General features: G+C 75.2%; 20 protein-coding genes. 3 read left to right on the top strand and 17 right to left on the bottom strand.

Going from position 1 to position 22,438, the window contains the following annotated elements; translation table 11 throughout:
• Positions 1-81: 81 nt before the first annotated feature.
• Positions 82-1,419: an MFS transporter gene (locus tag ACWGKI_RS03035; RefSeq protein ID WP_452184574.1), complete on the bottom strand. Its 1,338-nt coding sequence runs from the start codon at positions 1,417-1,419 to the stop codon at positions 82-84.
• Between the two features lie 83 nt (positions 1,420-1,502).
• Between ACWGKI_RS03035 and ACWGKI_RS03030 the strand changes: the two genes are divergently transcribed.
• On the top strand, positions 1,503-2,012 hold the full coding sequence (locus ACWGKI_RS03030; RefSeq protein WP_452184572.1) for an NUDIX domain-containing protein: 510 nt from the start codon (positions 1,503-1,505) through the stop codon (positions 2,010-2,012).
• A gap of 9 nt (positions 2,013-2,021) precedes the next feature.
• Here the strand turns inward: ACWGKI_RS03030 and ACWGKI_RS03025 are convergent, their stop codons facing one another.
• Positions 2,022-3,473: an NAD(P)H-quinone dehydrogenase gene (locus ACWGKI_RS03025; protein WP_380242213.1), complete on the bottom strand. Its 1,452-nt coding sequence runs from the start codon at positions 3,471-3,473 to the stop codon at positions 2,022-2,024.
• Positions 3,474-3,619: 146 nt separating this feature from the next.
• Here ACWGKI_RS03025 and ACWGKI_RS03020 point away from each other — a divergent pair, with 146 nt between their 5' ends.
• A complete protein-coding gene (locus ACWGKI_RS03020; protein WP_452184570.1) occupies positions 3,620-4,471 on the top strand; it encodes a purine-nucleoside phosphorylase in 852 nt (283 codons plus the stop codon).
• 74 nt (positions 4,472-4,545) lie between these two features.
• Positions 4,546-6,390, top strand: a complete 1,845-nt coding sequence (locus ACWGKI_RS03015; protein ID WP_380242167.1) for a phospho-sugar mutase — start codon at positions 4,546-4,548, stop codon at positions 6,388-6,390.
• A gap of 24 nt (positions 6,391-6,414) precedes the next feature.
• Here the strand turns inward: ACWGKI_RS03015 and ACWGKI_RS03010 are convergent, their stop codons facing one another.
• The 15 genes from ACWGKI_RS03010 to ACWGKI_RS02940 all read right to left on the bottom strand — a co-directional run bounded on the left by ACWGKI_RS03010 (position 6,415) and on the right by ACWGKI_RS02940 (position 22,378).
• A complete protein-coding gene (locus ACWGKI_RS03010; RefSeq protein ID WP_380242165.1) occupies positions 6,415-7,233 on the bottom strand; it encodes a siderophore-interacting protein in 819 nt (272 codons plus the stop codon).
• An 89-nt stretch (positions 7,234-7,322) separates the two neighbouring features.
• The gene (locus tag ACWGKI_RS03005) at positions 7,323-8,903 is read right to left on the bottom strand and encodes a hypothetical protein (RefSeq protein WP_452184567.1); all 1,581 of its coding nucleotides are present in this window, start codon (positions 8,901-8,903) and stop codon (positions 7,323-7,325) included.
• A gap of 8 nt (positions 8,904-8,911) precedes the next feature.
• Positions 8,912-9,562 (bottom strand): ABC transporter ATP-binding protein, encoded by a 651-nt coding sequence (locus ACWGKI_RS03000; RefSeq protein ID WP_452184565.1) that lies wholly within the window; start codon positions 9,560-9,562, stop codon positions 8,912-8,914.
• Positions 9,552-10,280, bottom strand: a complete 729-nt coding sequence (gene deoC, locus ACWGKI_RS02995) for a deoxyribose-phosphate aldolase (RefSeq protein ID WP_380242158.1) — start codon at positions 10,278-10,280, stop codon at positions 9,552-9,554. Before deoC ends, ACWGKI_RS03000 begins: the two co-directional genes overlap by 11 nt.
• Positions 10,277-11,392, bottom strand: coding sequence for an adenosine deaminase (locus tag ACWGKI_RS02990; RefSeq protein WP_380242156.1), 1,116 nt, complete (start codon positions 11,390-11,392; stop codon positions 10,277-10,279). Before ACWGKI_RS02990 ends, deoC begins: the two co-directional genes overlap by 4 nt.
• A gap of 19 nt (positions 11,393-11,411) precedes the next feature.
• Positions 11,412-11,654 carry a hypothetical protein gene (locus ACWGKI_RS02985; RefSeq protein WP_452184562.1) on the bottom strand — a complete coding sequence of 81 codons (243 nt, stop codon included), beginning with the start codon at positions 11,652-11,654 and terminating at the stop codon, positions 11,412-11,414.
• Between the two features lie 122 nt (positions 11,655-11,776).
• Positions 11,777-12,610, bottom strand: a complete 834-nt coding sequence (locus tag ACWGKI_RS02980) for a hypothetical protein (protein ID WP_452184560.1) — start codon at positions 12,608-12,610, stop codon at positions 11,777-11,779.
• A gap of 11 nt (positions 12,611-12,621) precedes the next feature.
• Positions 12,622-13,932 (bottom strand): thymidine phosphorylase, encoded by a 1,311-nt coding sequence (locus ACWGKI_RS02975; RefSeq protein WP_452184558.1) that lies wholly within the window; start codon positions 13,930-13,932, stop codon positions 12,622-12,624.
• The gene (locus ACWGKI_RS02970) at positions 13,929-14,408 is read right to left on the bottom strand and encodes a cytidine deaminase (RefSeq protein ID WP_380242147.1); all 480 of its coding nucleotides are present in this window, start codon (positions 14,406-14,408) and stop codon (positions 13,929-13,931) included. Before ACWGKI_RS02970 ends, ACWGKI_RS02975 begins: the two co-directional genes overlap by 4 nt.
• A gap of 2 nt (positions 14,409-14,410) precedes the next feature.
• Entirely contained in the window at positions 14,411-15,706 is a 1,296-nt protein-coding gene (locus ACWGKI_RS02965; protein ID WP_380242145.1) for an ABC transporter permease, read from the bottom strand.
• A complete protein-coding gene (locus ACWGKI_RS02960) occupies positions 15,703-17,097 on the bottom strand; it encodes an ABC transporter permease (protein ID WP_380242143.1) in 1,395 nt (464 codons plus the stop codon). The genes ACWGKI_RS02965 and ACWGKI_RS02960 overlap by 4 nt, the downstream gene beginning before the upstream one ends.
• Complete coding sequence (locus ACWGKI_RS02955; protein WP_380242141.1) at positions 17,094-18,638, bottom strand: ABC transporter ATP-binding protein; 1,545 nt, start codon at positions 18,636-18,638, stop codon at positions 17,094-17,096. The genes ACWGKI_RS02960 and ACWGKI_RS02955 overlap by 4 nt, the downstream gene beginning before the upstream one ends.
• Positions 18,639-18,802: 164 nt before the next feature.
• Entirely contained in the window at positions 18,803-19,903 is a 1,101-nt protein-coding gene (locus ACWGKI_RS02950; RefSeq protein WP_452184555.1) for a BMP family lipoprotein, read from the bottom strand.
• 172 nt (positions 19,904-20,075) lie between these two features.
• Positions 20,076-21,263: an amidohydrolase gene (locus tag ACWGKI_RS02945; protein WP_452184553.1), complete on the bottom strand. Its 1,188-nt coding sequence runs from the start codon at positions 21,261-21,263 to the stop codon at positions 20,076-20,078.
• Positions 21,260-22,378, bottom strand: a complete 1,119-nt coding sequence (locus ACWGKI_RS02940; RefSeq protein WP_452184551.1) for a mannose-1-phosphate guanylyltransferase — start codon at positions 22,376-22,378, stop codon at positions 21,260-21,262. The genes ACWGKI_RS02945 and ACWGKI_RS02940 overlap by 4 nt, the downstream gene beginning before the upstream one ends.
• Positions 22,379-22,438: the final 60 nt, after the last annotated feature.

Here is a 22,438-nt window from a genome sequence, read left to right as displayed (position 1 = left end):
CCGAGCGCCGCGCCCCCCGGGCGGGGGCGCCCGCGACCCCCTGGGGGCCCGACGCCGTCTAGGTCCCCCCCCCACGTCGCCTCAGGTGGGCACCTCGACGGGGCGGGCGACGGCGGCGAGCGAGCGGCGCGCGGACGGCACGGCCAGCACGACGGCGACGAACGCGGCGAGCAGCGTGCCGGCGACGACCAGCAGCACCTGCACCGAGTACCGGTCGGCGAGCGGGCCGAAGACGACCATGCTCAGCGGCATCGCCACGGTCATGACGATGCCGACGAAACCGAAGACGCGGCCCTGCATCTCGGGCTCCACGGTCTCCTGCAGGATGGCCATGCTCGGTGCGGACATCAGCGTGAACGAGACACCGACCAGCAGGCCCAGCGAGTAGAACACCCACATGTTCGTCGACAGGCCGAGCCCGACGGTGCACACCCCCGCGGAGAACGTCGTCCCGACGACGAGCGCCACCCGGTTCGTGACCCGCGTGCCGACCAGCGCCATCGCGAGCCCGCCGGCGAGCATGCCTGCCGCCCAGAAGACCTCGTTCGTGGTGAGCTTCCACACCTCGTCGCCGAAGGTGCGGGTCACCATGAGCGGGGTGAGGTACGACGGCGCGCCGATGAGCACCATCGTCGTGGCGAAGATCGTCATGAGCCACCGGACGGCCGCGTGGCCACGGACGTACCGGACCCCGGCCGCCAGGTCCCCGAAGTAGGTGGGCCGCTCGACGGCGCCGCCCTCCCCTGCGGCAGCAGCCTCGTCGTGCCGCACCAGGCGCGGCACCCGGACCAGGAGGAGCAACCCCACCCCGACGAGGGCGGTGACCACGTCGACCAGGAAGACGGCCACGATGTCGAAGCTCGCGTAGATCGCGGCGGCCAGCACCGGGGCGAGCAGCATCATGCCGGACTGGACGGACTGGTTGATCCCGTTGATGCGCAGGAGCTGCGCGGCGGGCACGATCTGCGGCACCATCGCGTTCACCGCGGGCGTCTGGATCCCGGCGAAGGTGGAGCGGACCGCGAGCGCCACGTAGATGACCCACAGGTCGTCGACGCCGGAGAGCATGAGCAGCGCCAGGCCCAGGGTGATCGTCGCGATGGCGGTGTCCGCACCGATGATCAGGAGCTTGCGGGAGTGCCGGTCGGCCCACACACCCCCGAAGACGGACACGAACGCCTGCGGGAGCATCCCGAACACGATGCTGAGCATCAGCACCGACCCGGACCGCGTGACGATCGTGAGGTGCCACATCACGGCGAACTGCACGAGCATCGACCCGAGCAGCGAGACCGTCTGCCCGGCGAGGAAGATCGTGACGTCGCGCTTCCAGCCGGGCCGGTCGTCGGCGTCGGGCAGCGTGCCCGGACGGTCGTCGGGCATGGTGGTCACCTGGTCGTCCGCCTTGTCGTCCTCCATGGGTCAGGAAGACCGGCCGTACGCGCGGGAGTCATCGGCGCGGTCGTCGCTCACCGGTCCATCCTCGCCTGTAGCCTGGCGGCGTGCCCAGCCCGTTCCCCCCGCGCGAGACCCTCCACCGGCATGCCGGGGACGGCTGGGTGGCGTGCGGGGACCACCGGCACTGGGGCCTGTACGGCGCGGCGGGGCTGCTGCTCGCGCGGCGGGCGCCGCGCGGCGACGTGACCGACGTGGTGCTGCAGCATCGCGCCCCCTGGTCGGACCAGGGCGGCACGTGGGCGGTCCCCGGTGGCGCCCTGGCCCCGGACGAGACGCCGCTGGACGGGGCCTTACGCGAGAGCCTCGAGGAGGCCGCCGTGCCGCCGCGCGCGGTGCACGTCCTGGGCACGCACGTCCTCGACCACGGTCCGTGGGCCTACACGACCGTCCTCGCGGACGTCGCGCCCGGGGCCGACGTCGCGCCGGCGCCCGCGGACCCGGAGAGCCTCGACGTGCGCTGGGTCGCCGTCGACGACGTCGCGACGCTGCCCCTGCTGCCGGCGTTCGCCGCCGCGTGGCCGGCGCTGCTGGCGCGGCTCGACGCCCGCGCCTGAGCGCCGGGGTCAGGCGCTGAGGCCCTCCCCCGACTGACCGTGCAGCACGCGCGCCGCCTCCGCGATCGAGCCCGACAGGGACGGGTACACGGTGAACGCGTCGGCGACGTCGTCCACGGTCAGCCGGTGCGCGACGGCGAGCGTGATGGGGAAGATCAGCTCGCTGGCCCGCGGCGCCACCACGACGCCGCCCAGCACGACGCCCGCGTCGGGGTGGGCGAAGAGCTTCACGAACCCGTCGCGCATGCCGAGCATCTTGGCGCGCGGGTTGCGGGCCAGCGGCAGGGTCGTGGTGACGTAGCGGTGGCCGCGCTCGCGCAGCTTCTCCTCGCTGAACCCGACGGTGGCGATCTCGGGCCCCGTGAAGATGTTGGCCGCGACCCGCCCCAGCTTGAGGGGCGCGACGGCGTCGCCGAGGGCGTGCGACATCGCGATGCGCCCCTGCATGGCGGCCACGGACGCGAGCGGCAGGACGCCCGTGCAGTCGCCCGCGGCGTACACGCCGGGCACGGAGGTGCGCGACACCCGGTCCACCTCGACGTGGCCGCTCGCTGACAGGCGCACCCCTGCCTCCTCGAGCCCGAGGCCCGCCGTGGAGGGGACGGCGCCGACGGCGATGAGGACGTGCGACCCCTCGACGACCCGGCCGTCGGAGAGCGTGACGGCGACGCCGTCGGCGGTGCGCTCGGCGGAGGCGGCACGGGAGCGGGACATGACGGTCATGCCGCGGGAGCGGAAGACCCCCTCGAGCAGCTCGGCCGCGTCCATGTCCTCGCCGGGCAGGACCCGGTCGCGCGAGGAGACGAGCACGACCTGGGAGCCGAGCGTCTGGTAGGCGCCCGCGAACTCGGCGCCGGTGACCCCGGAGCCGACCACGATCAGCCGCTCGGGCAGCTCGGTGAGCCGGTACAGCTGGGTCCACGTGAGGATCCGCTCCCCGTCGGGGACGGCGGTGGGCAGCGTGCGCGGCGTCGCGCCGACGGCGAGCAGCACGGTGTCGGCGTCGAGCGTCGTCGTCGCCGCGGTGCCCTCGGGGTGCTCGACGACGACGCGTGACGGCCCGTCGAGCCGCCCGGTGCCGGCGACGATCTCGACGCCCTCGCGCTCGAGCCGGGCGTGGATGTCGCGGGACTGCGCGTCGGCGAGGGCGAGCACCCGGGCGTTGACGGCCTTGAGGTCGACGTGGTCGCGCCGCTCGCCCGCCGGCGTCTCGCCGCGGACGCCGAGCTCGGCGCCCTGCTCCGCGGTGGTGAACCACTCGGCGGTGGCGATGAGCGTCTTGGACGGCACCACGTCGGTCAGCACGGCGGCGCCGCCGAGGCCCTGGCGCTCGACGACCGTGACGCGGGCCCCGAGCCGGCGGGCCACGAGGGCGGCCTCGTAGCCGCCCGGGCCGCCGCCGACCACGACCACGTGGGGAGCGCGAGGGTCGGTCTCGGGGACGCCGGGGGTGGGGGCGATCGACGAGGCCGGGGTGTCCGGGATGATGTCCGGGGTGGTGTCCGGGGAAGGGGTGTTCACGGAGGGCACGGGTGCCATTGTGTCAGGCTGCGGGGCCACCTGCGCCGACGCGGCGCGGCGCCCCCGCGCGGACTACCCTCGGGACCATGAGCACCACGAGCCGCAGCGTCGGGGACCTCGACGACCCGACCACCGACCCGTTCGACGTCGCCCGTGCGGCGGCCGACCACATCGCCGAGGTGACGGGGGTGCCGGGCCACGACGTCGCCCTGGTGCTCGGCTCCGGCTGGGGCGGCGCCGCAGAGCTGATCGGCGACGTCGTCGCCGAGGTCCCGACGCACGAGATCCCCGGCTTCTCCCGGCCGGCCGTCGCCGGCCACGCGGCCACCACCCGGTCCGTGCGGGTGGAGCGTCCCGACGGCTCGGTGCGGCACGCGCTCGTCATCGGCGGGCGCACGCACCTGTACGAGGGCAAGGGCGTGCGCCGCGTCGCGCACGGGGTGCGCACCGCCGCCGCCACCGGCTGCGAGACCGTCGTCCTCACCAACGGCTGCGGCGGGCTGCACATGGCGTGGCGGCCCGGGCAGCCGGTGCTGATCCGGGACCACATCAACCTCACGGGCACCTCGACCCTCGAGGGCGCGACGTTCGTCGACCTCACCGACCTGTACTCCCCGCGGCTGCGGGAGGTCGCCCGGTCCGTCGACCCGGAGCTGCCCGAGGGCGTCTACGCCCAGTTCCACGGCCCGCACTACGAGACCCCGGCCGAGGTCAAGATGGCCGGGCTCCTGGGCGCCGACCTCGTCGGCATGTCGACGACACTGGAGGCCATCGCCGCGCGGCACGCCGGCATGGAGGTCCTCGGCGTCTCCCTCGTGACGAACCTCGCGGCAGGCATCAGCCCGCAGCCGCTGTCGCACGAGGAGGTGCTGGAGGCCGGCCGGGCCGCCGGCCCCCGCATCAGCGAGCTGCTCGCCCGCATCGTCACCGCGATGTGACCGCCACGTGACCGCACATGTGACCGCGATCTGACTCCGTCCACCGACTGCGCACCGACCGAGGGGGACCCGCCATGAGCCTGGACACCGACGACCCGGCCTTCGAGCCGGCTGCGAGGGCGCTCGACCTGTCCGCGCTGCTCGACGCGGTGGAGCGCTGGATCCGCTACGACGTCGACGACGACGACAAGGCGGAGCTGTCGCGGCTCGCCGAGCAGACGTCGTCGCCGCGCGCGAGCACCCGTGAGCAAGCCGTCGCGCTGCTGCGGGACCGTTTCGCGGGCTCGCTCCAGTTCGGCACGGCCGGGCTGCGCGGCGCGATGGCGCCGGGGCCGAACCGGATGAACCGCGCCGTCGTCACGACGGCGGCGGCCGGCCTCGGCGCGTACCTGACGTCGTCGCTGGGCCCGGGCGTCGCGCCACGCGTGGTGGTCGGGTACGACGCGCGCGACCGGTCCTCCGTGTTCGCGACGGACACGGCGGCCGTGCTCACCGCGGCGGGAGCCGAGGTCCTGCTGCTGCCCGCCGCCCTGCCGACGCCGGTCCTGGCGTTCGCGGTGCGGCACCTGGACGCCGACGCGGGGGTCATGGTCACCGCGAGCCACAACCCGGCGCAGGACAACGGGTACAAGGTCTACCTCGGCGGGCGGGTCGTGACCGACGCCGGCCAGGGCGCGCAGATCGTGCCACCGCACGACGCGCGCATCGCCGAGCGCATCGCGGCGGCGGGCCCCGCGTCGGGCGTGCCGCGCGTGGAGACCGGCTGGACGGTCCTCGGCCGGGAGGTCGTCGACGCGTACCTGGCCTCCGTGCACGCCCTCGCCGACCGGGTCGGCACCTCCACGGGGCCGGCCGAGCGCGCGGCGCTGCGCATCGTCACCACGTCGCTGCACGGGGTGGGCGGGCGGGTGCTCGCGCGGGTGCTCGCCGACGCCGGGTTCACCCAGGTGACCCCGGTCGAGGAGCAGCTCCACCCGGACCCGGCCTTCCCCACCGTGCGGTTCCCGAACCCGGAGGAGCCCGGCGCGATCGACATGGCGGTCGCCCTCGCCGAGGCGCACGCCGACCTGGTGATCGCGAACGACCCCGACGCCGACCGGTGCGCCGTCGCCGTCTACGACCCGACGGTCGGCACGCACCAGGGCGCCGAGACCGCCCGCTCGCAGGGCTGGCGCATGCTGCACGGCGACGAGGTCGGAGCCCTCCTCGGCCGCGAGGCGGTCCGCCGCATGGCGCGGGGCGACGTGCCCGCACCGGCGGGCTCCACGGGCCCGGTCGTGGCCTGCTCGGTGGTGTCCTCGCGGGTGCTGTCGTCGATCGCGGTGCGGTACGGCGTCGGGCACGCGACCACCCTCACCGGCTTCAAGTGGATCTCGCGGACCCCGGGGCTGGTCTTCGGCTACGAGGAGGCGCTGGGTTACTGCGTCGACCCGGCGCACGTGCGCGACAAGGACGGCCTGAGCACCGCGGTGCTGATCGCGCTGCTCGCCGCGCGGCTCAAGGCGGAGGGGCGCACGCTCGTCGACGCGCTGGACGACGTCGCGCGCGAGAACGGGCTGTTCGTCACGGACCAGCTCTCCCTGCGGTTCGACGACCTGTCCCGGATCCCGGAGACGATGTCGCGGCTGCGCACGGCACCGCCGCGCACCCTCGCGGGGGCGGGCGTCGCCCAGGTGCTCGACCTCGGCGACGGCATCGACGGCCTGCCGCCCACCGACGGCGTGGTGCTGCTGGGGGCCGACGACACGCGCGTCGTCGTGCGGCCCAGCGGGACCGAGCCGAAGGTGAAGTGCTACCTCGAGGTCGTCGAGCCGGTGGCGCCGGACGCCTCCGCGCTCGACGTCGGTCAGCTGCGCGTCGCGGCGCACAAGAAGCTCGACCGGATCAAGGCCGAGCTGCGGACGGCGCTGGGGGTCTGACCTCGGGCACCTGACCGGCGCGCGTCAACCGACCAGGGCGGCGTCGTCCTGCTCGACGGCGGCGTTCCAGTCGCGCTTGCGCGCCCGCCACTCCTCGTCGTCGCTCCCGCGGCGCCAGTAGCCGGAGGCCGAGAGCAGCTCGCGCGGGACGCCGAGCTCCGTGCGCACCCAGCGGCGCAGGTCACGCACGCAGTCGGCCTCGCCGTGCAGGAAGACGTGCGGCACACCTGGGGGGAACGAGCCGGCGGCGGCGCGCGTGGCGGCGGCGAGGTCCCCGTCGCCCGCGGAGCGGTGCACCCAGGTGACGGTGAGGTCGGCGGCGGTGTCCAGGGGCAGCTCGTCCTCGCGTCCGGGCACCTCGACGACGGCGTGCGCGACCGCCCCGGCAGGCAGCGACTCGAGCGCGGCGGCGATCGCCGGCAGGGCCGAGTCGTCGCCGACGAGCAGGTGCCACGGCGCGCCGAGGTCGGGCGCGTAGCCGCCGCCCGGCCCCAGGAACGTCACCGGCTCCCCCGGGCCGACCCGGGTGGCCCAGGGACCGCCCACGCCCGCGTCGCCGTGCACCACGAGGTCGAGGTCCCACTCGGCCCCTGCGGCCGTGTCCCGCACGGCCCGCACCGTGTAGGCGCGCAGCAGCGGCCGCCCGTCCGCGAGCTCGCCGAGCACCAGCTTCACGTAGCTGTCGGTGTGGCCGGTGGGGTCGAGCGCGCCGAGCTCGGGGCCCGTGATCGTGACGCGCACCAGGTGCGGGGTGAGGCGACGCACGGCCGAGACGGTGGCGTGCCGCGGGGTGCGCTTGCGGGCCGGCGGTCCGGCGGGGGGCTCAGGCTGCGTGTCAGACATGGTGAGGTGAGCCTAACTTCCTCGGGATGGACGGACGTTGTGACCTCGGTCACGCGTGGCGCGGCGGTCGCCGGGCCTGCTCCGGAGGGTCAGGCGCGCGCGAACCGTCGGGCGGCAGCCGCGGCGAGGCCTGCGACCAGCGCCAGCACGACGACCGCCGCCGTCGGCGCCCCGCCCGGCCCGGCGCGGTGCAGGAGCCACGCCACGGCGACGACGACGAGCCATCCCCGCAGGTACCAGGCGCCCAGCACGAGCATCGACATGTCGCCGTTCGGGGTCATCATCGGTGTGAAGAGCCCCGGTGGGGCCGCCGTGGCGCCCGCGACCCACGCGCGGACCGCGAGGACCGTCCCGGCCACGAGCACCACGGGGAGCGCCACGTCCGCTCCCGCTGCGGCCGTCGCCGCCCCGGCGACGAGCAGCGCCAGCACCGCCGGGACCACCAGGTGCCCGGCGACCGCACGCCCCACCGAGCCCGGCAGGAGAGCACCCGGCTGCGGCTGCGCGGCGAAGGCGTGCAGGCCGTCGGCCCAGGTCCGCGCCGCGCCGTACAGCGCCGCCGCGCCCGCGACCGCCGCCAGCGCGGGCCCACCGTCCGCGCCGACCCGGACGAGCACCGCGCCGACCGTCCCCACCACCAGCGAGGCGACCAGGGCCCCGGGGCGGCGGCGCAGGCCGAGGAGGTCGCGGGCCACCAGCGGCGCGCGGAGCAGCAGCCGTCGCGGGAGCCCGGCCCTGCGGCCGGCGTACGTCCGCGGTCCGAGCACGTCCGCCAGAGCGCCGGACTCCCCGCCCACCAGACCTCGACCGGCCGTGACCGTGCGCGTCTGGCCCGCGGCGGCGCGGTCGACGTCGAGCCGGTCCGGGAGGACCCCCGCGACCCACCCCGCGCACGCCAGGCCCAGGGCGCCGACCGCCACCGCCGTCACGACAGCCGGCGTCGTCACGGGGTCGAGGCCGCCGCCGAGCAGCCCGCCGAGCAGCCCGCCGCGCGACGCGGCAACCGACACCCCGGCGGCGCCGAGCACGAGCAGCACGGCCGTGGCCACCACCGCGGCGCGGCGCCGGGTCGTCTGTGCGGCCACCGCCACGGCCAGCGGGACCTGGGCCAGCGCGGCTCCGGCGCCCGCCCAGGCGGCCAGCGGCAGGCCCGCCTGGGCGTCGACCTCCCCGGGCGCCAGGCCCACCGCCGCGGCCGTCGCGGCGAACGCCCCCGTCCCCGCCGCTGCGAGCACGAGCAGGACCGCGCGCCGCCCCAGCACCTGGCGCGGACGGAACTGGCCGCCCAGGGCGAAGGTCGCCTCCGCCGGGGTGGTCCAGAGCGGCCCGCCGGCACGGGCCACGGCCAGCCCGGCGGCTGCCGCGACGCCCAGGACGAGGACCACGGTCGCGGCGACGACGCCACCCACCACGACGCCCGACGGGGCCGGCCGGCCACCTGCCTGCGCGGCAGCCACGGCCTGCGCGAGCGCGGACCAGAGGATCGGCCCGTAGACGAGCGCGAGGAGCACCACGCCGTACGCGAGGTAGACCCGGTCGTGGGGGTCCGCGCCGCTCTCGGCGGCGCGCGCCAGGAGCGCCCGGCGGCGCAGCCCGGCCACCCACCGGCTCCAGCGGCGGTACGGCACGCGCGAGCCGTCGTCGACGTGGCCCGCGTGGGCGTCGCTCACGCCGGCCGTCACCGCGGAGCCGGGGCGGCGAGCTCGACCTCGCGCCCCCGGGACGCGAGGTCCGCCCGCAGGTCCGGGTCGTGGGTCGCCACGAGCAGCGCCCGGCCCGCGTCGAGCGCGCCCGCCAGGAGGCGGCGGGCGACGGCGCGCCAGCGGGCGTCGAGGCGCTGCTCCGGCTCGTCCAGCAGCACGAGGCGCGCCGGCCGGTACAGCGTCGTCACCAGGGCGAACAGCTGACCCTCCCCGGACGACAGCTCGCCCGGGAGCTGGTCGCGCACACGGTCGAGCTCCGCGGCGGCGAGCGCCGTCTCGACGTCCGGACCGGGGTGCCGGCCCGCCCACGCGGACGCCACGAGGCGCAGGTGCTCGGCCACCGTGAGGTCGGGGTAGGCGGACAGGCCGCCCAGCAGCGCAGCGACGTCCTCCCGCCTGCGCAGCCGGGCCTCCCCGGCGGCCAGGCCCAGCACCCGGACGCGGCCCGTGGTCGGCTCGTCCTTGCCGGCGACGAGGCGCAGCAGGGTCGACTTCCCGCTGCCGTTCGGTCCGACGACCGCGGCCGCCTCCCCCGCGCCCAGGGTCAGCGACGTCGGCCCGAGCACCTGCACGGTGCCGTGCGTGCGCGTCGCGCCGTCGACCTCGACGAGCGGCTCAGTACCCACTGCCGCCGTCGGTCGGCGCGGCGCCCGAGAACCCGGCGAGCACGCCGGCGGTCCCCGAGAGCCCGAGCCGCGTAGCACCGGCGGCGACCATCGCGAGCGCGTCGTCGAGCGTGCGGATCCCGCCGGACGCCTTCACGCCCAGCGCGCCGCCCACGGTGTCGGCCATGAGGGACACGGCGTGAACCGAGGCGCCGCCGGCGGGGTGGAAGCCGGTCGACGTCTTCACGAAGTCGGCGCCCGCGTCCTTCGCGGCCCGGCAGACGGCGACGATCTCGTCGTCCGTGAGCGCCGCCGACTCGATGATCACCTTGAGCAGGTGCTCGGCGGGGACGGCCGCCCGCACGGCGGCGACGTCGGCACGGACGGCGTCGAACGCACCCTCCTTGGCGGCGCCGACATCGATCACCATGTCCACCTCGTCCGCCCCGTCGGCCACGGCACGCGCGGCCTCGGCCGCCTTGACCGCGCTGACGTGCTTGCCGGAGGGGAAGCCGCAGACGGTCGCGACGGCGACCCGGCCGGCGGCGACGCGCGCCGCGTGGGCGACGAACGTCGGCGAGATGCAGACCGAGAAGACGCCCAGGCGCGCGCCCTCCTCGACCAGCGCGGTCACGTCCGCGGTCGTCGCCTCGGGCTTGAGCAGCGTGTGGTCCACCAGCTGCGCGAGGGCCGCGGGGTCCGCGGGCACCGCCGGGGCGGTGCGGGCTGCGTCGCTCATCGCTGCGCTCCTTCGACCTGCTGGTACCCCGGCAGGATGACGTCGTCGACGAGCGCACGACGCTCGTCGTGGTGCATGAACGTGCTCCACGCGGCCGTCAGCGTGACGTCCGCGAGGTCGTCGACGGTCCAGCCCGCCTCGGTGACGAGCCGTGTCATCTCGTGCGACATCGAGGTCCGCGACATGAGGCGGTTGTCCGTGTTGAGCGTCACCGCGAAGTCCAGCTCCTTGAGCCGGGTGATCGGGTGGTCGGCCACCGAGGCGGCCGTGGTCGCCGCGGTCTGCAGGTTGGAGACGGGGCAGACCTCGAGGGCGATCTGGTGGTCGCGCACCCAGTGCGCCAGCCGGCCCAGGTCGGCACGCCGCTCGCCGTCGTCGTCGAACCCCTCGTGGAAGGTGATGTCCTCCACGATCCGCACGCCGTGGCCGATCCGGTCGGCCTGGCCCAGGTGCACGGCCTCGGCGATCGACGCCGGGCCGGCGGCCTCGCCGGCGTGGATCGTCGTCGGGAAGTCGTGCTCGGCGAGGTAGCGCCAGATCTCGGCGTGCCGCGACGGCGGGAAGCCGTCCTCGGGGCCCGCGATGTCGAAGCCCACGACGCCGCGGTCGCGGTACGCGACGGCGAGCTCGGCGATCTCCTGCCACCGGTCGGTGTGCCGCATGGCCGTCACCAGCTGGCCCACCCGGATGAGCTGGCCGCGCGCCGCGGCCTCCCGGATGCCCTCGTCGATGCCCGCCTGCACGGCCTCGACCGTCTCCTGCAGCGCCAGGCCGCGGCTCAGGTGCTGCTCCGGCGCCCAGCGCTGCTCGGCGTACACGACGCCGTCCGCAGCCAGGTCCAGCACGGCCTCGCGCGCGACGCGTGCCAGGGCGTCCGGCGTCTGCATGACGGCGATCGTGTGGTCGAACGTCTCCAGGTACCGCACCAGCGAGCCGGAGTCGGCGGCCTCGACGAACCAGGTGCCGAGCGTGTCGGCGTCGGAGGCCGGGAGCTCGTGGCCCACCTCGGCGGCGAGCTCGAGGACGGTCTGCGGTCGCAGGCCGCCGTCGAGGTGGTCGTGCAGGAGCACCTTGGGCAGGGCGGGGATCAGGTCGACGAGGGCTTGCGTCATGGGCCCAACCTACCGGCCGTCAGCCCTCGTCGACGGCGTCGGGGTCGTCCGCGCCGTCGAACCCCGGCACCTCCTGGCTCTGCTCGAGGACGTCCGCCTCCGCGGCGGCGCCCTCGAGGTCCGGGCGGGCGTGCCGCGGGTGGTACTCCTCGGCCGGGGGCGGCTCCTGCGCGGCGGCCTCCGCGTCCTCGACCAGGCTGGTCGTGTCGTCGGTACCCTCCGCGCCGGCGTCTCGCCGGGCGTCCTCCGGGACGGTGCTCATGGAGCTCCTCCTTCTCGACGGCGGTGCGCCCGTCCATCGTGGCGCGCCCCACGTCGGCGCGCCAGAGGAGGCGGCGGCGTCCTCGCCGACCGGAGGGCGCGCGGCACGCGTCGGCACCCCTCTCAGCCGCGCGCGTCGTGGGGCAGCAGCGCCCACACCACGTGGGGCCATCCACCGAGGGCCCGCCGGAGCACCTCGCCGTCCGGCCCGCGCCTGGCGCGGCCGTCCGGCGCAGCGAGCGCCCGCACCGGCACGGCGTGCAGCCGGCCGGACGACGGCTCGTACAGGGTGGCGAGCCCGTCACGCACGGCGGTGAGGAGCACCACGTGGCGTGGCACGGCCGTCGCCACGCCGCGCGCGAGGTCGCCGCCGGTGTAGAGCGGGACCGGTACCCCGCGCGCCGCGGCCGTCAGGGCGGACGCGAGCACGTCCCGAGCGGCGCGCCCGCCCACGACGCGGTGGGTGTAGCGCACGCGACCGTAGCGCGCGACGCGGGCGGCACCCCACGGCGGGGTGCCCAGCGCGCCCGGCCAGGTCGGGAGCCGCCAGGACGTGCGGGTGGCACGCAGGTGCAGCTCGCGCTGCAGGGCGGCGAACGCGGTGGCGGTGCCGTCCGGCCGCCGGACCAGCCCGAGCGCGCCGCGCGGGTCGCCCGCCAGGCCGAGCAGGCCCAGCACCGCGGGCCCGCACGAGCGCTCGTCGACCTGCCGCGCGGGGACGAGCACGCCGTCGGCCGCCGGGAGCGTCAGGAGGCGCGGGCGGCCCGGGACCGGCAGCGGGGCGGTACGGCCCAGCGGGTCACGCACCCACGCCCGCGTCGCGGGCGACAGGGCGGCGAGGGGCCGGGCGACGTCCTCCGGGACGACCGGCCGCGCGAACCGCCCCGCCGGAGGTGCCACCGGCAGCGGACCGCCGAACACCCCCGCGGCGGCGAGGACGTCCGTCAGGCGACGCATCTCGCGTCGGCTCAGCCGATCCGGTCCAGCAGGAGCGGTGCCGGCGCCGCCGACGCCTGGCCGTCCTCGACCGACCACTGCCCGTCGAGCGCGGCCAGGGCGCGGTCGAACCGCTCGGGCGTGTCCGTGTGCAGCGTGAGCACCGGCTGGCCGGCATCCACCCGCTCGCCGGGCCGGGCGTGGATCTCGACCCCGGCGCCCGCCTGCACCGGGTCCTCGCGCCGCGAGCGGCCCGCGCCGAGCCGCCAGGCCGCGAGGCCCACGGCGTACGCGTCGAGCCGCGTCACGACGCCGGCGCGGTCCGCAACGACCTCACGGCGGTGCGCCGCCACGGGGAGCGGGGCGTCCGGGTCGCCGCCCTGCGCGGCGATCATGCGGCGCCAGACCTCCTTGGCACGTCCGTCCGCCAGCGCCGCACGGACCTCCGCCTCGGGGACGGCCCGACCGGCGCCCGCGAGCATCTCGACGGCGAGCGCGACGGTGAGGTCGACGACGTCGGCCGGACCGCCGCCGTCGAGCACCTCGACCGACTCCCGCACCTCGAGCGCGTTGCCCGCCGTGCGGCCCAGCGGCACCTGCATGTCCGTGAGCAGCGCGACGGTGCGCACGCCGGCGTCCGTGCCGAGGTCCACCATGGTGCGGGCGAGCTCGCGCGCCGCGTCCAGGTCCTTCATGAAGGCGCCGGAGCCCACCTTGACGTCGAGCACGAGCGCGCCGGTGCCCTCCGCGATCTTCTTGCTCATGATGGAGCTCGCGATGAGCGGCACCGACTCCACCGTGCCCGTGACGTCGCGCAGCGCGTACAGCTTCTTGTCCGCCGGGGCCAGCCCCGCGCCGGCCGCGCAGACCACCGCGCCCACGTCCTCGAGCTGGTCCATCAGCTCGGCGTTGGTCAGCGACGCACGCCAGCCGGGGATCGCCTCGAGCTTGTCCAGGGTGCCGCCGGTGTGGCCCAGGCCGCGGCCCGAGAGCTGTGGCACCGCCACCCCGAACGACGCCACCAGCGGCGCGAGCGGCAGCGTGATCTTGTCCCCGACGCCCCCGGTGGAGTGCTTGTCCGCCGTGGGCCGCGACAGGCCGGAGAAGTCCATCCGCTCCCCGGACGCGATCATCGCTCCCGTCCACCGCGCCACCTCCGGACGCGTCATCCCGCGCAGCAGGATCGCCATCGCGAGGGCCGACATCTGCTCCTCGGCGACGGCCCCGCGGGTGTACGCGTCGACGACCCAGTCGATCTGCGCGGCCTCCAGCGGGCGTCCGTCGCGCTTGGCGCGGATGACGTCGACCGCGTCGAACGGCTCGTGTCCCGGTGTGGTGGTCATGCGGCACCGCCTCTCGGTGTGGTCGCGGCCGAGCCCGACCGCGTGCCCGACCTTGTGCCCGACGTCGTGCTCGGGCGCGGCCGGTCGAGGTCGGGCGCACCGAACGCGTCCGGCAGCACCTCGGTCATCGGCACGACACCGCGCGGCGTCTCGACGAGCAGCGCCGGGCCACCGTGCTCCCACAGCAGCTGCCGGCACCGGCCGCACGGCATCAGCAGCTCGCCCGCGCCGTCCACGCACGTGAACGCGACCAGCCGACCGCCGCCGCCCGTGACGAGCGCGGACACCAGCGAGCACTCGGCGCAGAGCGTCACGCCGTAGGCGGCGTTCTCCACGTTGCAGCCCACCACGACCCGGCCGTCGTCGGCGAGGGCCGCGGCCCCGACCGGGAAGCCGGAGTAGGGCGCGTAGGCCCTGCCGACGACGTCACGGGCCGCGGCACGCAGGGCGTCCCAGTCGATGGACGGGTCGGGCACGGCTACTCCTTGGTGTAGGGGGTGCCCGACGCCGCGGGCGCGCGGGACTTGCCGACGAGCCCGGCCACCGCCAGCAGCGTCACGACGTACGGGAGCATGAGCATGAACTGGCTGGGCACGGGCGAGCCGACCACGGACAGCACGTTCTGCAGGTTGGTGGCGAACCCGAACAGCAGGCCGGCCAGGGCCGCCCGCAGCGGGTCCCACTTGCCGAAGATGACCGCCGCCAGGGCGATGAAGCCGGCGCCGGCCGTCATCTCGCGGCCGAACTGGTTGATCGACACCACGGTGTAGAACGCGCCGCCGAGCCCGACCACCGCACCGCCGATGAGGACGGCCCGGTAGCGGGTGCGCAGGACGTCGATGCCGACCGTGTCCGCGGCCTTCGGGTGCTCGCCGACGGCGCGGACGCGCAGCCCCCAGCGGGTGCGGAACAGCGCGTACCAGACCGCCGCGACGGCGACGAACATCAGGTAGACGACGATGGTCTGGTTGAACAGCACCGGGCCGATGATCGGGATGCGCTCGAGCAGCGGGATCGGCAGGCGCTCGAAGCGGGTGGTGGAGTTGAGGGTCTCCGCGTTCGGGACCAGGAGCTCCGAGTAGAAGAAGCTCGTCAGGCCGATCACCAGCACGTTCAGCACGACGCCGACGATCACCTGGTTCACCTTGTAGGTGATCGTGAAGACGCCCAGCACGAGCGCGACCAGCGCGCTCGCGACGACGGCGGCCACGAGCCCGGCCCACGGGCTGTTCGTGAGCGAGCCGACGATGGCGGCGACGAACGCCCCCGCGAGCAGCTGGCCCTCGATCGCGATGTTCACGACGCCCGCGCGCTCCCCCACCACGCCGCCGAGGGCGCCGTACACGAGCGGGACCGCCAGGCCGACGGCGCCGCCCAGCAGCCCGACGACGGACAGGTCGCGCGGGCTGCCCGCGGCGGCCCAGGCGAGGAAGCCCACGAGCAGGGCCGCGGCGAAGACGGCGATCGCCCACGGGGGCACGCGCCGCCCGGCGCGGGTGCGCACGACGGCGTACCCCAGCACGAGCAGCGCGACGGCCCCGCACACCCAGGCGGTCGCCATCGCCGGCACGACGATCGTCGACAGCACGACGAAGTCGGTGCTGGTCGAGAGGGCGAACCGGGCCGACCCCTCGTGCGGTGCCAGGAGCAGCAGGAGCGCGTACAGGGCGAGGACCACGCCCAGGCCGATGACGGCCTTCCACGTGGCCGTGCTCACGGTGCGCGGCGCGGCCTGTGCGGCGGGTTCCGCCGCCTCGACGGTCGTGGCGGTCATGCCCGTCCCTCCTCGGTGGTGCCGGTGGCCCGGCGGCCCCGCCGGCTCTCGCGGCGGCGCGGTGCACGGTCCGGCTGCGGCAGGCGGAAGATGGCCCGCACCAGCGGCGGCGCCGCGATGAACAGCACGATCAGCGACTGCACGACGAGCACGATCTCGATCGGGATGCCCTGGGCGGCCTGCATCGCCGAGCCGCCGGCCTTGAAGCCGCCGAACAGGATGCCGGCGCCGAGCACGCCCCAGGGCGACGACCCGCCGAGCAGCGCCACGGTGATCGCGTCGAACCCGATGCCGGCGTCGATGTCGACGCTGAAGCCGGTGGTGACGGTGCCGAGCACCTGCTGCACGCCCGCGAGCCCGACCAGGCCGCCGGCGACGAGCATGACGAGCACCGTGGTGCGCGAGACGTCGATGCCCGCGACCCGCGCGGCCTTCGGGTTCTCCCCCACCGCCCGGAAGGAGAAGCCGGCGCTGGACCGGTTGAGCAGCCACCAGACGCCGACGACGGCGAGCAGCGACAGCACGAAGCCCCAGTGCAGGTTGTACGACGGACCCAGCAGCGGCGGCAGGACGGCGGAGTCCTGCATCGGCGGCGTCTTCGGGTTCGCGGACCCGGGAGCCTGCATGAGGCCGGGCGTCGCGAGGAAGTACGACAGCAGGTAGAACGCCACGTAGTTGAGCATGATCGTGACGATCACCTCGTGGGCGCCGGTGCGGGCCTTCAGCAGACCCGCGATGCCGGCCCACAGGGCGCCGGCGGCGATGCCCGCGACCAGGCACAGCAGCATGTGCCACGGGAACGGCAGTCCCGTCACGCCGAAGCCGATCCAGCCGGCGGCCGTGGCGGCCATGAGCATCTGCCCCTGACCACCGATGTTGAACAGGCCGGCGCGGAACGCGAGCGCGACGCCGAGCCCGGCCGCGATGAGCGGCGAGGCGTTGGTGAGCGTCTGCGTCAGCGGCCGGATGCCCTGCGCGAAGGAGTCCGCGCCGAAGTTGTAGACCGCGCCCTGGAACAGCGCGGAGTACGCGCCGCCCACGGCCTGGCCGATCGCGGCGAGCGTGTCGCTCGGCCGGGAGAAGAAGTAGGGCGCCGCCGCGAGCACGTCGGTGTCGGTGACGATGATGAGGATCGACCCGGCGACCACGGCCAGGACGATGGCGCCGAGCGCCACGACCCACCCGCCGGACGTCGCGCGGCGCAGCGCGTCGCGCCACCGGTCGCCCGACTCCTCGACGGCCGGGGCGGTCTCGCGCGCGACCTCCTGCTCCAGCTCCTCCGCCAGCCCGGGCTGCGCCTCCGCGTCGACCGAACCGATCGCGTCGCCCAGCGGCGAGCCGGGCTCGACCTCGGGCTTCGCCGACCGGTCCTGGGGCGTCTCGCCGCTCACGCCGCGTCTCCTTCGTTCTGGGGACCCGTCGGGGACGCGTCCTCGGGCGCGATGCCGGCCATCATGAGGCCGAGCACGTCGCGCGGGGTCGTGGCCGGGACGATGCCGACGACCCGGCCGCGGTACATGACCATGATCCGGTCGGCCAGGGCGACCGCCTCGTCGAGCTCCGTGGACACGACGACGACGGGGATGCCGGTGTCGCGGGTCTCGACGATCCGCTTGTGGATGAACTCGATCGAGCCGACGTCCACACCGCGGGTCGGCTGGGCCGCGACCAGCAGGCGCAGCTCGCGGGAGAGCTCCCGTGCCAGCACGACCTTCTGCTGGTTGCCGCCGGACAGGCGCCCCACCCGGGTCTCGATCCCCTGGGTGCGCACGTCGAACTCCGCGACCTTCTCGCGGGCGAACTCGTCGCGGCGCGCGAGCTGAAGCGTCCCGCGCCGCACGAACGGCGGGCCGTCGGTGCGGTCGAGCACCAGGTTCTCGGCGATGGTGAACTCGCCGACCAGCCCGTCCTCGTTCCGGTCCTCGGGGACGAAGCCCACGCCGGCGTCGAGGATGCGCCGCACCGTCCTGCCCACGAGCTCCGTGCCGTCCAGCTGCACGCTGCCGGTCACGGAGTCCTGGAGGCCGACGAGCGCCTCGGTGAGCTCGGTCTGCCCGTTGCCCTGCACGCCGGCGACGACGAGCACCTCGCCGCCGCGGACGGTGAAGCTGACGTCGTCCACCAGCACCTGCCCGTCGGGCCCGGCGACGCGCAGGTCGGTGACCACGAGCGCGTTCTCCGTCGGCCGCGGGGCGTCCTTGCGCACGGTCAGCTCGACCGCACGGCCCACCATGAGGGAGGCGAGCTCGCCGTCCGTCGCGGTCGGGCTGGCCTCCCCGACGACCTTGCCGTGCCGCACGACCGTGATCCGGTCGGCGACGGCGCGCACCTCGCGCAGCTTGTGCGTGATGAAGACGATCGCGGCGCCCTCGTCGCGCAGCTGGCGCATGATCGCCATCAGCTCGTCGGTCTCCTGCGGCGTGAGCACCGCCGTCGGCTCGTCGAAGACCAGGACGTCCGCGTCGCGCGAGAGCGCCTTGATGATCTCCACGCGCTGCTGCACGCCCACGGGGAGGTCCTCGACGATCGCGTCGGGGTCGACGTGGAAGCCGAACCGCTGCGCGATCTCGGTGACGCGGCCGCGTGCGCTGTCGATGTCGAGCACCCCGCCGCCACGCGTGGACTCGTGCCCGAGCATGACGTTCTCGGCCACGGTGAACACGGGCACGAGCATGAAGTGCTGGTGCACCATGCCGATGCCGGCGGCCATCGCGTCGCCGGGCCCCTCGAACGCCTGGACCTCGTCGTCCAGCAGGATCTCGCCCTCGTCGGCCTGGTAGAGGCCGTAGAGCACGTTCATCAGGGTCGACTTGCCGGCGCCGTTCTCGCCCAGCAAGCAGTGGATCTCGCCCGGCTGCACCACCAGGTCGATGTGGTCGTTCGCGACGAGCGCGCCGAAGCGCTTCGTGATGCCTCGTAGCTCGAGCCGCATGCTCTGCCTTCCCTCGGTCGAGGAGTCGTCGGTGCCCGCCCGACGTACCGTCGTCAGCCTCTCACCGGGACGGCCACGGCGCCGCCCCGCACACGTCGTGCGCGGGCCCCCGGGGTGTTCCCGCGGGCCCGCGCACGAGCGTCATCGTGGTGTCGTACCGGCGGTCACTCCTGGCCGGAGAGGTAGGACTTGACCGTCACGTCGCCGTCGATGATCTTCTGCTGCAGGTCCTTGACCTCGTCCATCAGGGCGGGGTCGACCTTGTCCTCGAAGCTGTGCAGCGGGGCGATGCCCACGCCCTCGTTCTCGAGCGTGCCGACGTAGGGCGTCGCGTCGAACTCGCCCTTGCCCGCGGCCACGACCGCTTCCTTGGTGGACACGTCCATCTTCTTGAGGATCGACGTGAGCACGTAGTCCTGCGTGGACGGGTCGGACTCGAAGAGGTCGGCGTCGACGCCGATGAGCGCGATGTCCTTGCCCGAGTCCTGGATCGCGGCGATCGCGGACTGGTAGATCGGGCCACCGACCGGCAGCAGCACGTCGACGCCCTGGTCGATGATGTTCTGCGCGGTGGTCTTCGCCGTCTCGTTGGCCTCGAAGCCGCCCGTGAACGAGCCGTCCTCGCCACCGTTGAAGCCGACGACCTCGACCTTGGCGTCCTTGGTCTCGTTGTAGTACTCGACGCCCTGCTTGAAGCCGTCCATGAAGATGGTCACGGTCGGGTACGGCTGCCCGCCGAACGTGCCGACCTTGCCCGTCTCCGAGTAGCCCGCCGACAGGTAGCCGGCCAGGAACGCGGCCTGCGCGGTGTCGTAGAGCAGCGGCTTGATGTTCGGGGCGTCCGTCTTGCCGTCGAAGTCCGCGTCCGCCGCGTCGTCGATGATGATGTACTCGGTCTCCGCGTTCGCCTTCGCGGACTCGATCGTGGCGGCCGACAACGCGAACCCGACCGAGACGATCGGGCTGCAGTCCTGCCCGACGAGCGACTCGACGTTCGGCTTGAAGTCGCTCTCCGACTGCGACTGGACGGACGTGAGCTTCATGCCGAACTCGTCGGCCGCCGCGGTCGCGCCCTCGAAGCTCAGCTGGTTGAAGCTCTTGTCGTCGAACCCACCCTGGTCCGAGACGATGCACGGCTTGAAGCCCTCCACCGCGGTGGCGGCGCTGCTGTCGCCGCCGCCGGACTCCTCGGGCGCCTCGGCACAGGCCGCCAGCGCGAGCGCGGCGACACCGGCGACAGCGGCGAGCTGGATCGCTCTCTTCACCTGTTGCTCCTGTCGATCGTTCGTCGGGCCAGGATCGTCCGGCCCGTCACCGAGGTGAGCCTAGCCACCGGTGACCGCCCGGAGAACCGTGAGCGGCGAACCTGCAGGAGTCGTTACCGAAGCGGTATCGACGCGGCACGTCCCCGGAACGCACCGGCAACTTTCCGGTGCCTCAGGGCTGCAACGCGAAACGTCCCAGCAGACGGGCCCCGAGAGCGATCGCCCGCTCGTCCACGACGAGGTCGCCCTGGTGGATGTCGTAGCGCCGCTCCCCCGGCGTGGCGGTGCCGAGCCGCGCCATCGCCCCGGGCACCTTGGTGAGGTACCACGCGAAGTCCTCGCCCCCGAGCGACTGCTCCGTGAGCACCACGCCCTCGGGCCCGAGCACGGCCGCGCCGGCCGCCTCGAGCGCACCGGTCACCGCCGCGTCGTTGTCCACCGGCGGGACGCCGCGCGCGTGCCGCACGGTGACGTCCACCTCGTACGGCGCCACGACCTGACCCACCGCGTCGTGCAGCACCTGCCCGGCGCGCTCCCACGCGCGCACGTCGAGGCAGCGCAGCGTGCCGCTCACCGTGCCCGTCGCGGGGATCGCGTTGTGCACGTTGCCCGCGTGCACGGCGCCCCACGTGAGGTTCACCCCCGAGCGCGGGTCCAGCCGGCGGCCCAGCACCGCCGGGACCTGCGTGATGACCTGCCCGAGGGCGTACACGACGTCGCCCGTGAGGTGCGGGCGTGAGGTGTGGCCGCCCGACGACGACAGGGTCACCGTGACGCTGTCCGAGGCCGAGGTGATCGGGCCGATGCGGGTGCCGACCTGCCCGACGTCCAGCTTGGGCTCGCAGTGCACCGCCGCGATGCGGTCGACGCCGTCGAGCGCGCCCTGGGCGACGACGTCGTGCGCACCGCCGGGCATCAGCTCCTCGGCCGGCTGGAACACGAGGCGGACACCACGCTCGAGCAGGCCCTCGTCGTGGAGCGCCGCGAGCGCCAGGCCCGCCCCCAGGACGACGGTCGTGTGGACGTCGTGGCCGCACGCGTGGGCGACGCCCGCCACCACGGAGCGGAACGGCAGCCCGCAGGAGTCCTCGAGCGGCAGCGCGTCGATGTCCGCGCGCACGGCCACGCGGCCGCGCCCGTCCGCGGTGCGGTCGGGGCCGATGTCGCAGAGGAGCCCGGTGCCCTCGAGCAGCCGCGGCTGAAGCCCGGCGGCGCGGAGCCGGTCGGCCACGAGGGCCGTGGTGCGCACCTCCTGGCGCCCCAGCTCCGGGTGGGCGTGCACGTCACGACGGATCTCGACGAGCTCCTGCTCCAGCGCCGCGACGACCTCGTCGAGCCGGCGGCCCGCGTCGGCGCTCACAGGACGTCCTCGCGGCCGTGCACGCGCATCGCGTCGACCATGTCCTTGACCTGCTGCGCGCGCGCCCGTGTCGTCACCAGCAGGGCGTCCGGGGTGTCCACCACGACGACGTCGTCGATCCCGAGCAGCGCGACCACGCGGTCGCCGTGGGGCACGACCACCGAGCCGGCCGACTGCACGCGCACCACGTCGCCGGGGTCGCCGAGCACCTTGGACCCGCCGTCGTCGTCCGACGGCAGGAGGGCGGCGAGCGAGTTGAAGTCCCCGACGTCGTCCCAGCCGAACGTGCCGGGCACGACGGCCACGCCGCCCTCCGCGGCGACGGGCTCGGCCACCGCGTGGTCGATCGCGATCTTCTCCAGGCCCGGCCACACCTCGGCGACCACCTCGGCGCGGCGCGGGGTGTCCCACGCCTCGGCGACCGTGCGCAGCCCGTCGTGCAGGGCGGGACGCAGCCGGGCGAGGTGGCCCAGGAGCACCGAGGAGCGCGCGACGAAGATCCCGGCGTTCCAGCGGTACTCGCCGGACGCCACGTAGGTGCGTGCGGTCGCGGCGTCGGGCTTCTCCGTGAAGCCGCGCGCGTGCAGGGCGCTGGGCGCGCCGTCGACGCCGAGCGGGTCCCCGCTGCGGACGTAGCCGAACGCCGTCGAGGGGCGCGACGCCGCGATCCCGATCGTCGCGACGTAGCCCGCGCGCGCGGCCGCGACCGCCTCCCGGACGGCGGCGTCGAAGGCCGACGCGCCGGACACGACCTGGTCGGCCGCGAACGAGCCGACGACGACGTCCCCGTGCCGTCGCTCGAGCACGGCCGCCGCCAGGCCGATGGCGGCCATGGAGTCGCGGGGCGACGGCTCCGCCAGCACGGCGTCGTCGCCGAGCCCGGGCAGCTGCGCGCGCGCCGCGTCCACGTGCTGCTCGCCGGTGACGAGCACCACCCCGCCGGCGCCGGCCAGCGGCGCCAGCCGGTCCACCGTGCCCTGCAGCAGGGTGCGGCCGGCACCCGTGAGGTCGTGCAGGAACTTGGGGGCGCCTGCCCTGGACAGGGGCCACAGGCGGGTGCCCGCGCCCCCCGCCGGGACCACGGCGAAGAACCCGGGGACGGGTCGGGTAGTCATGTCCGCAGCATAGTGACGCGTGCTGACGACGGAGCCCTGGGCGACGTCAACCCTGTGGGA

The organism is Isoptericola sp. NPDC055881, from assembly GCF_053615895.1.
The sequence above is the reverse complement of the archived record's forward strand: the minus strand, read 5'-3'. Positions and strand labels throughout refer to the sequence as shown.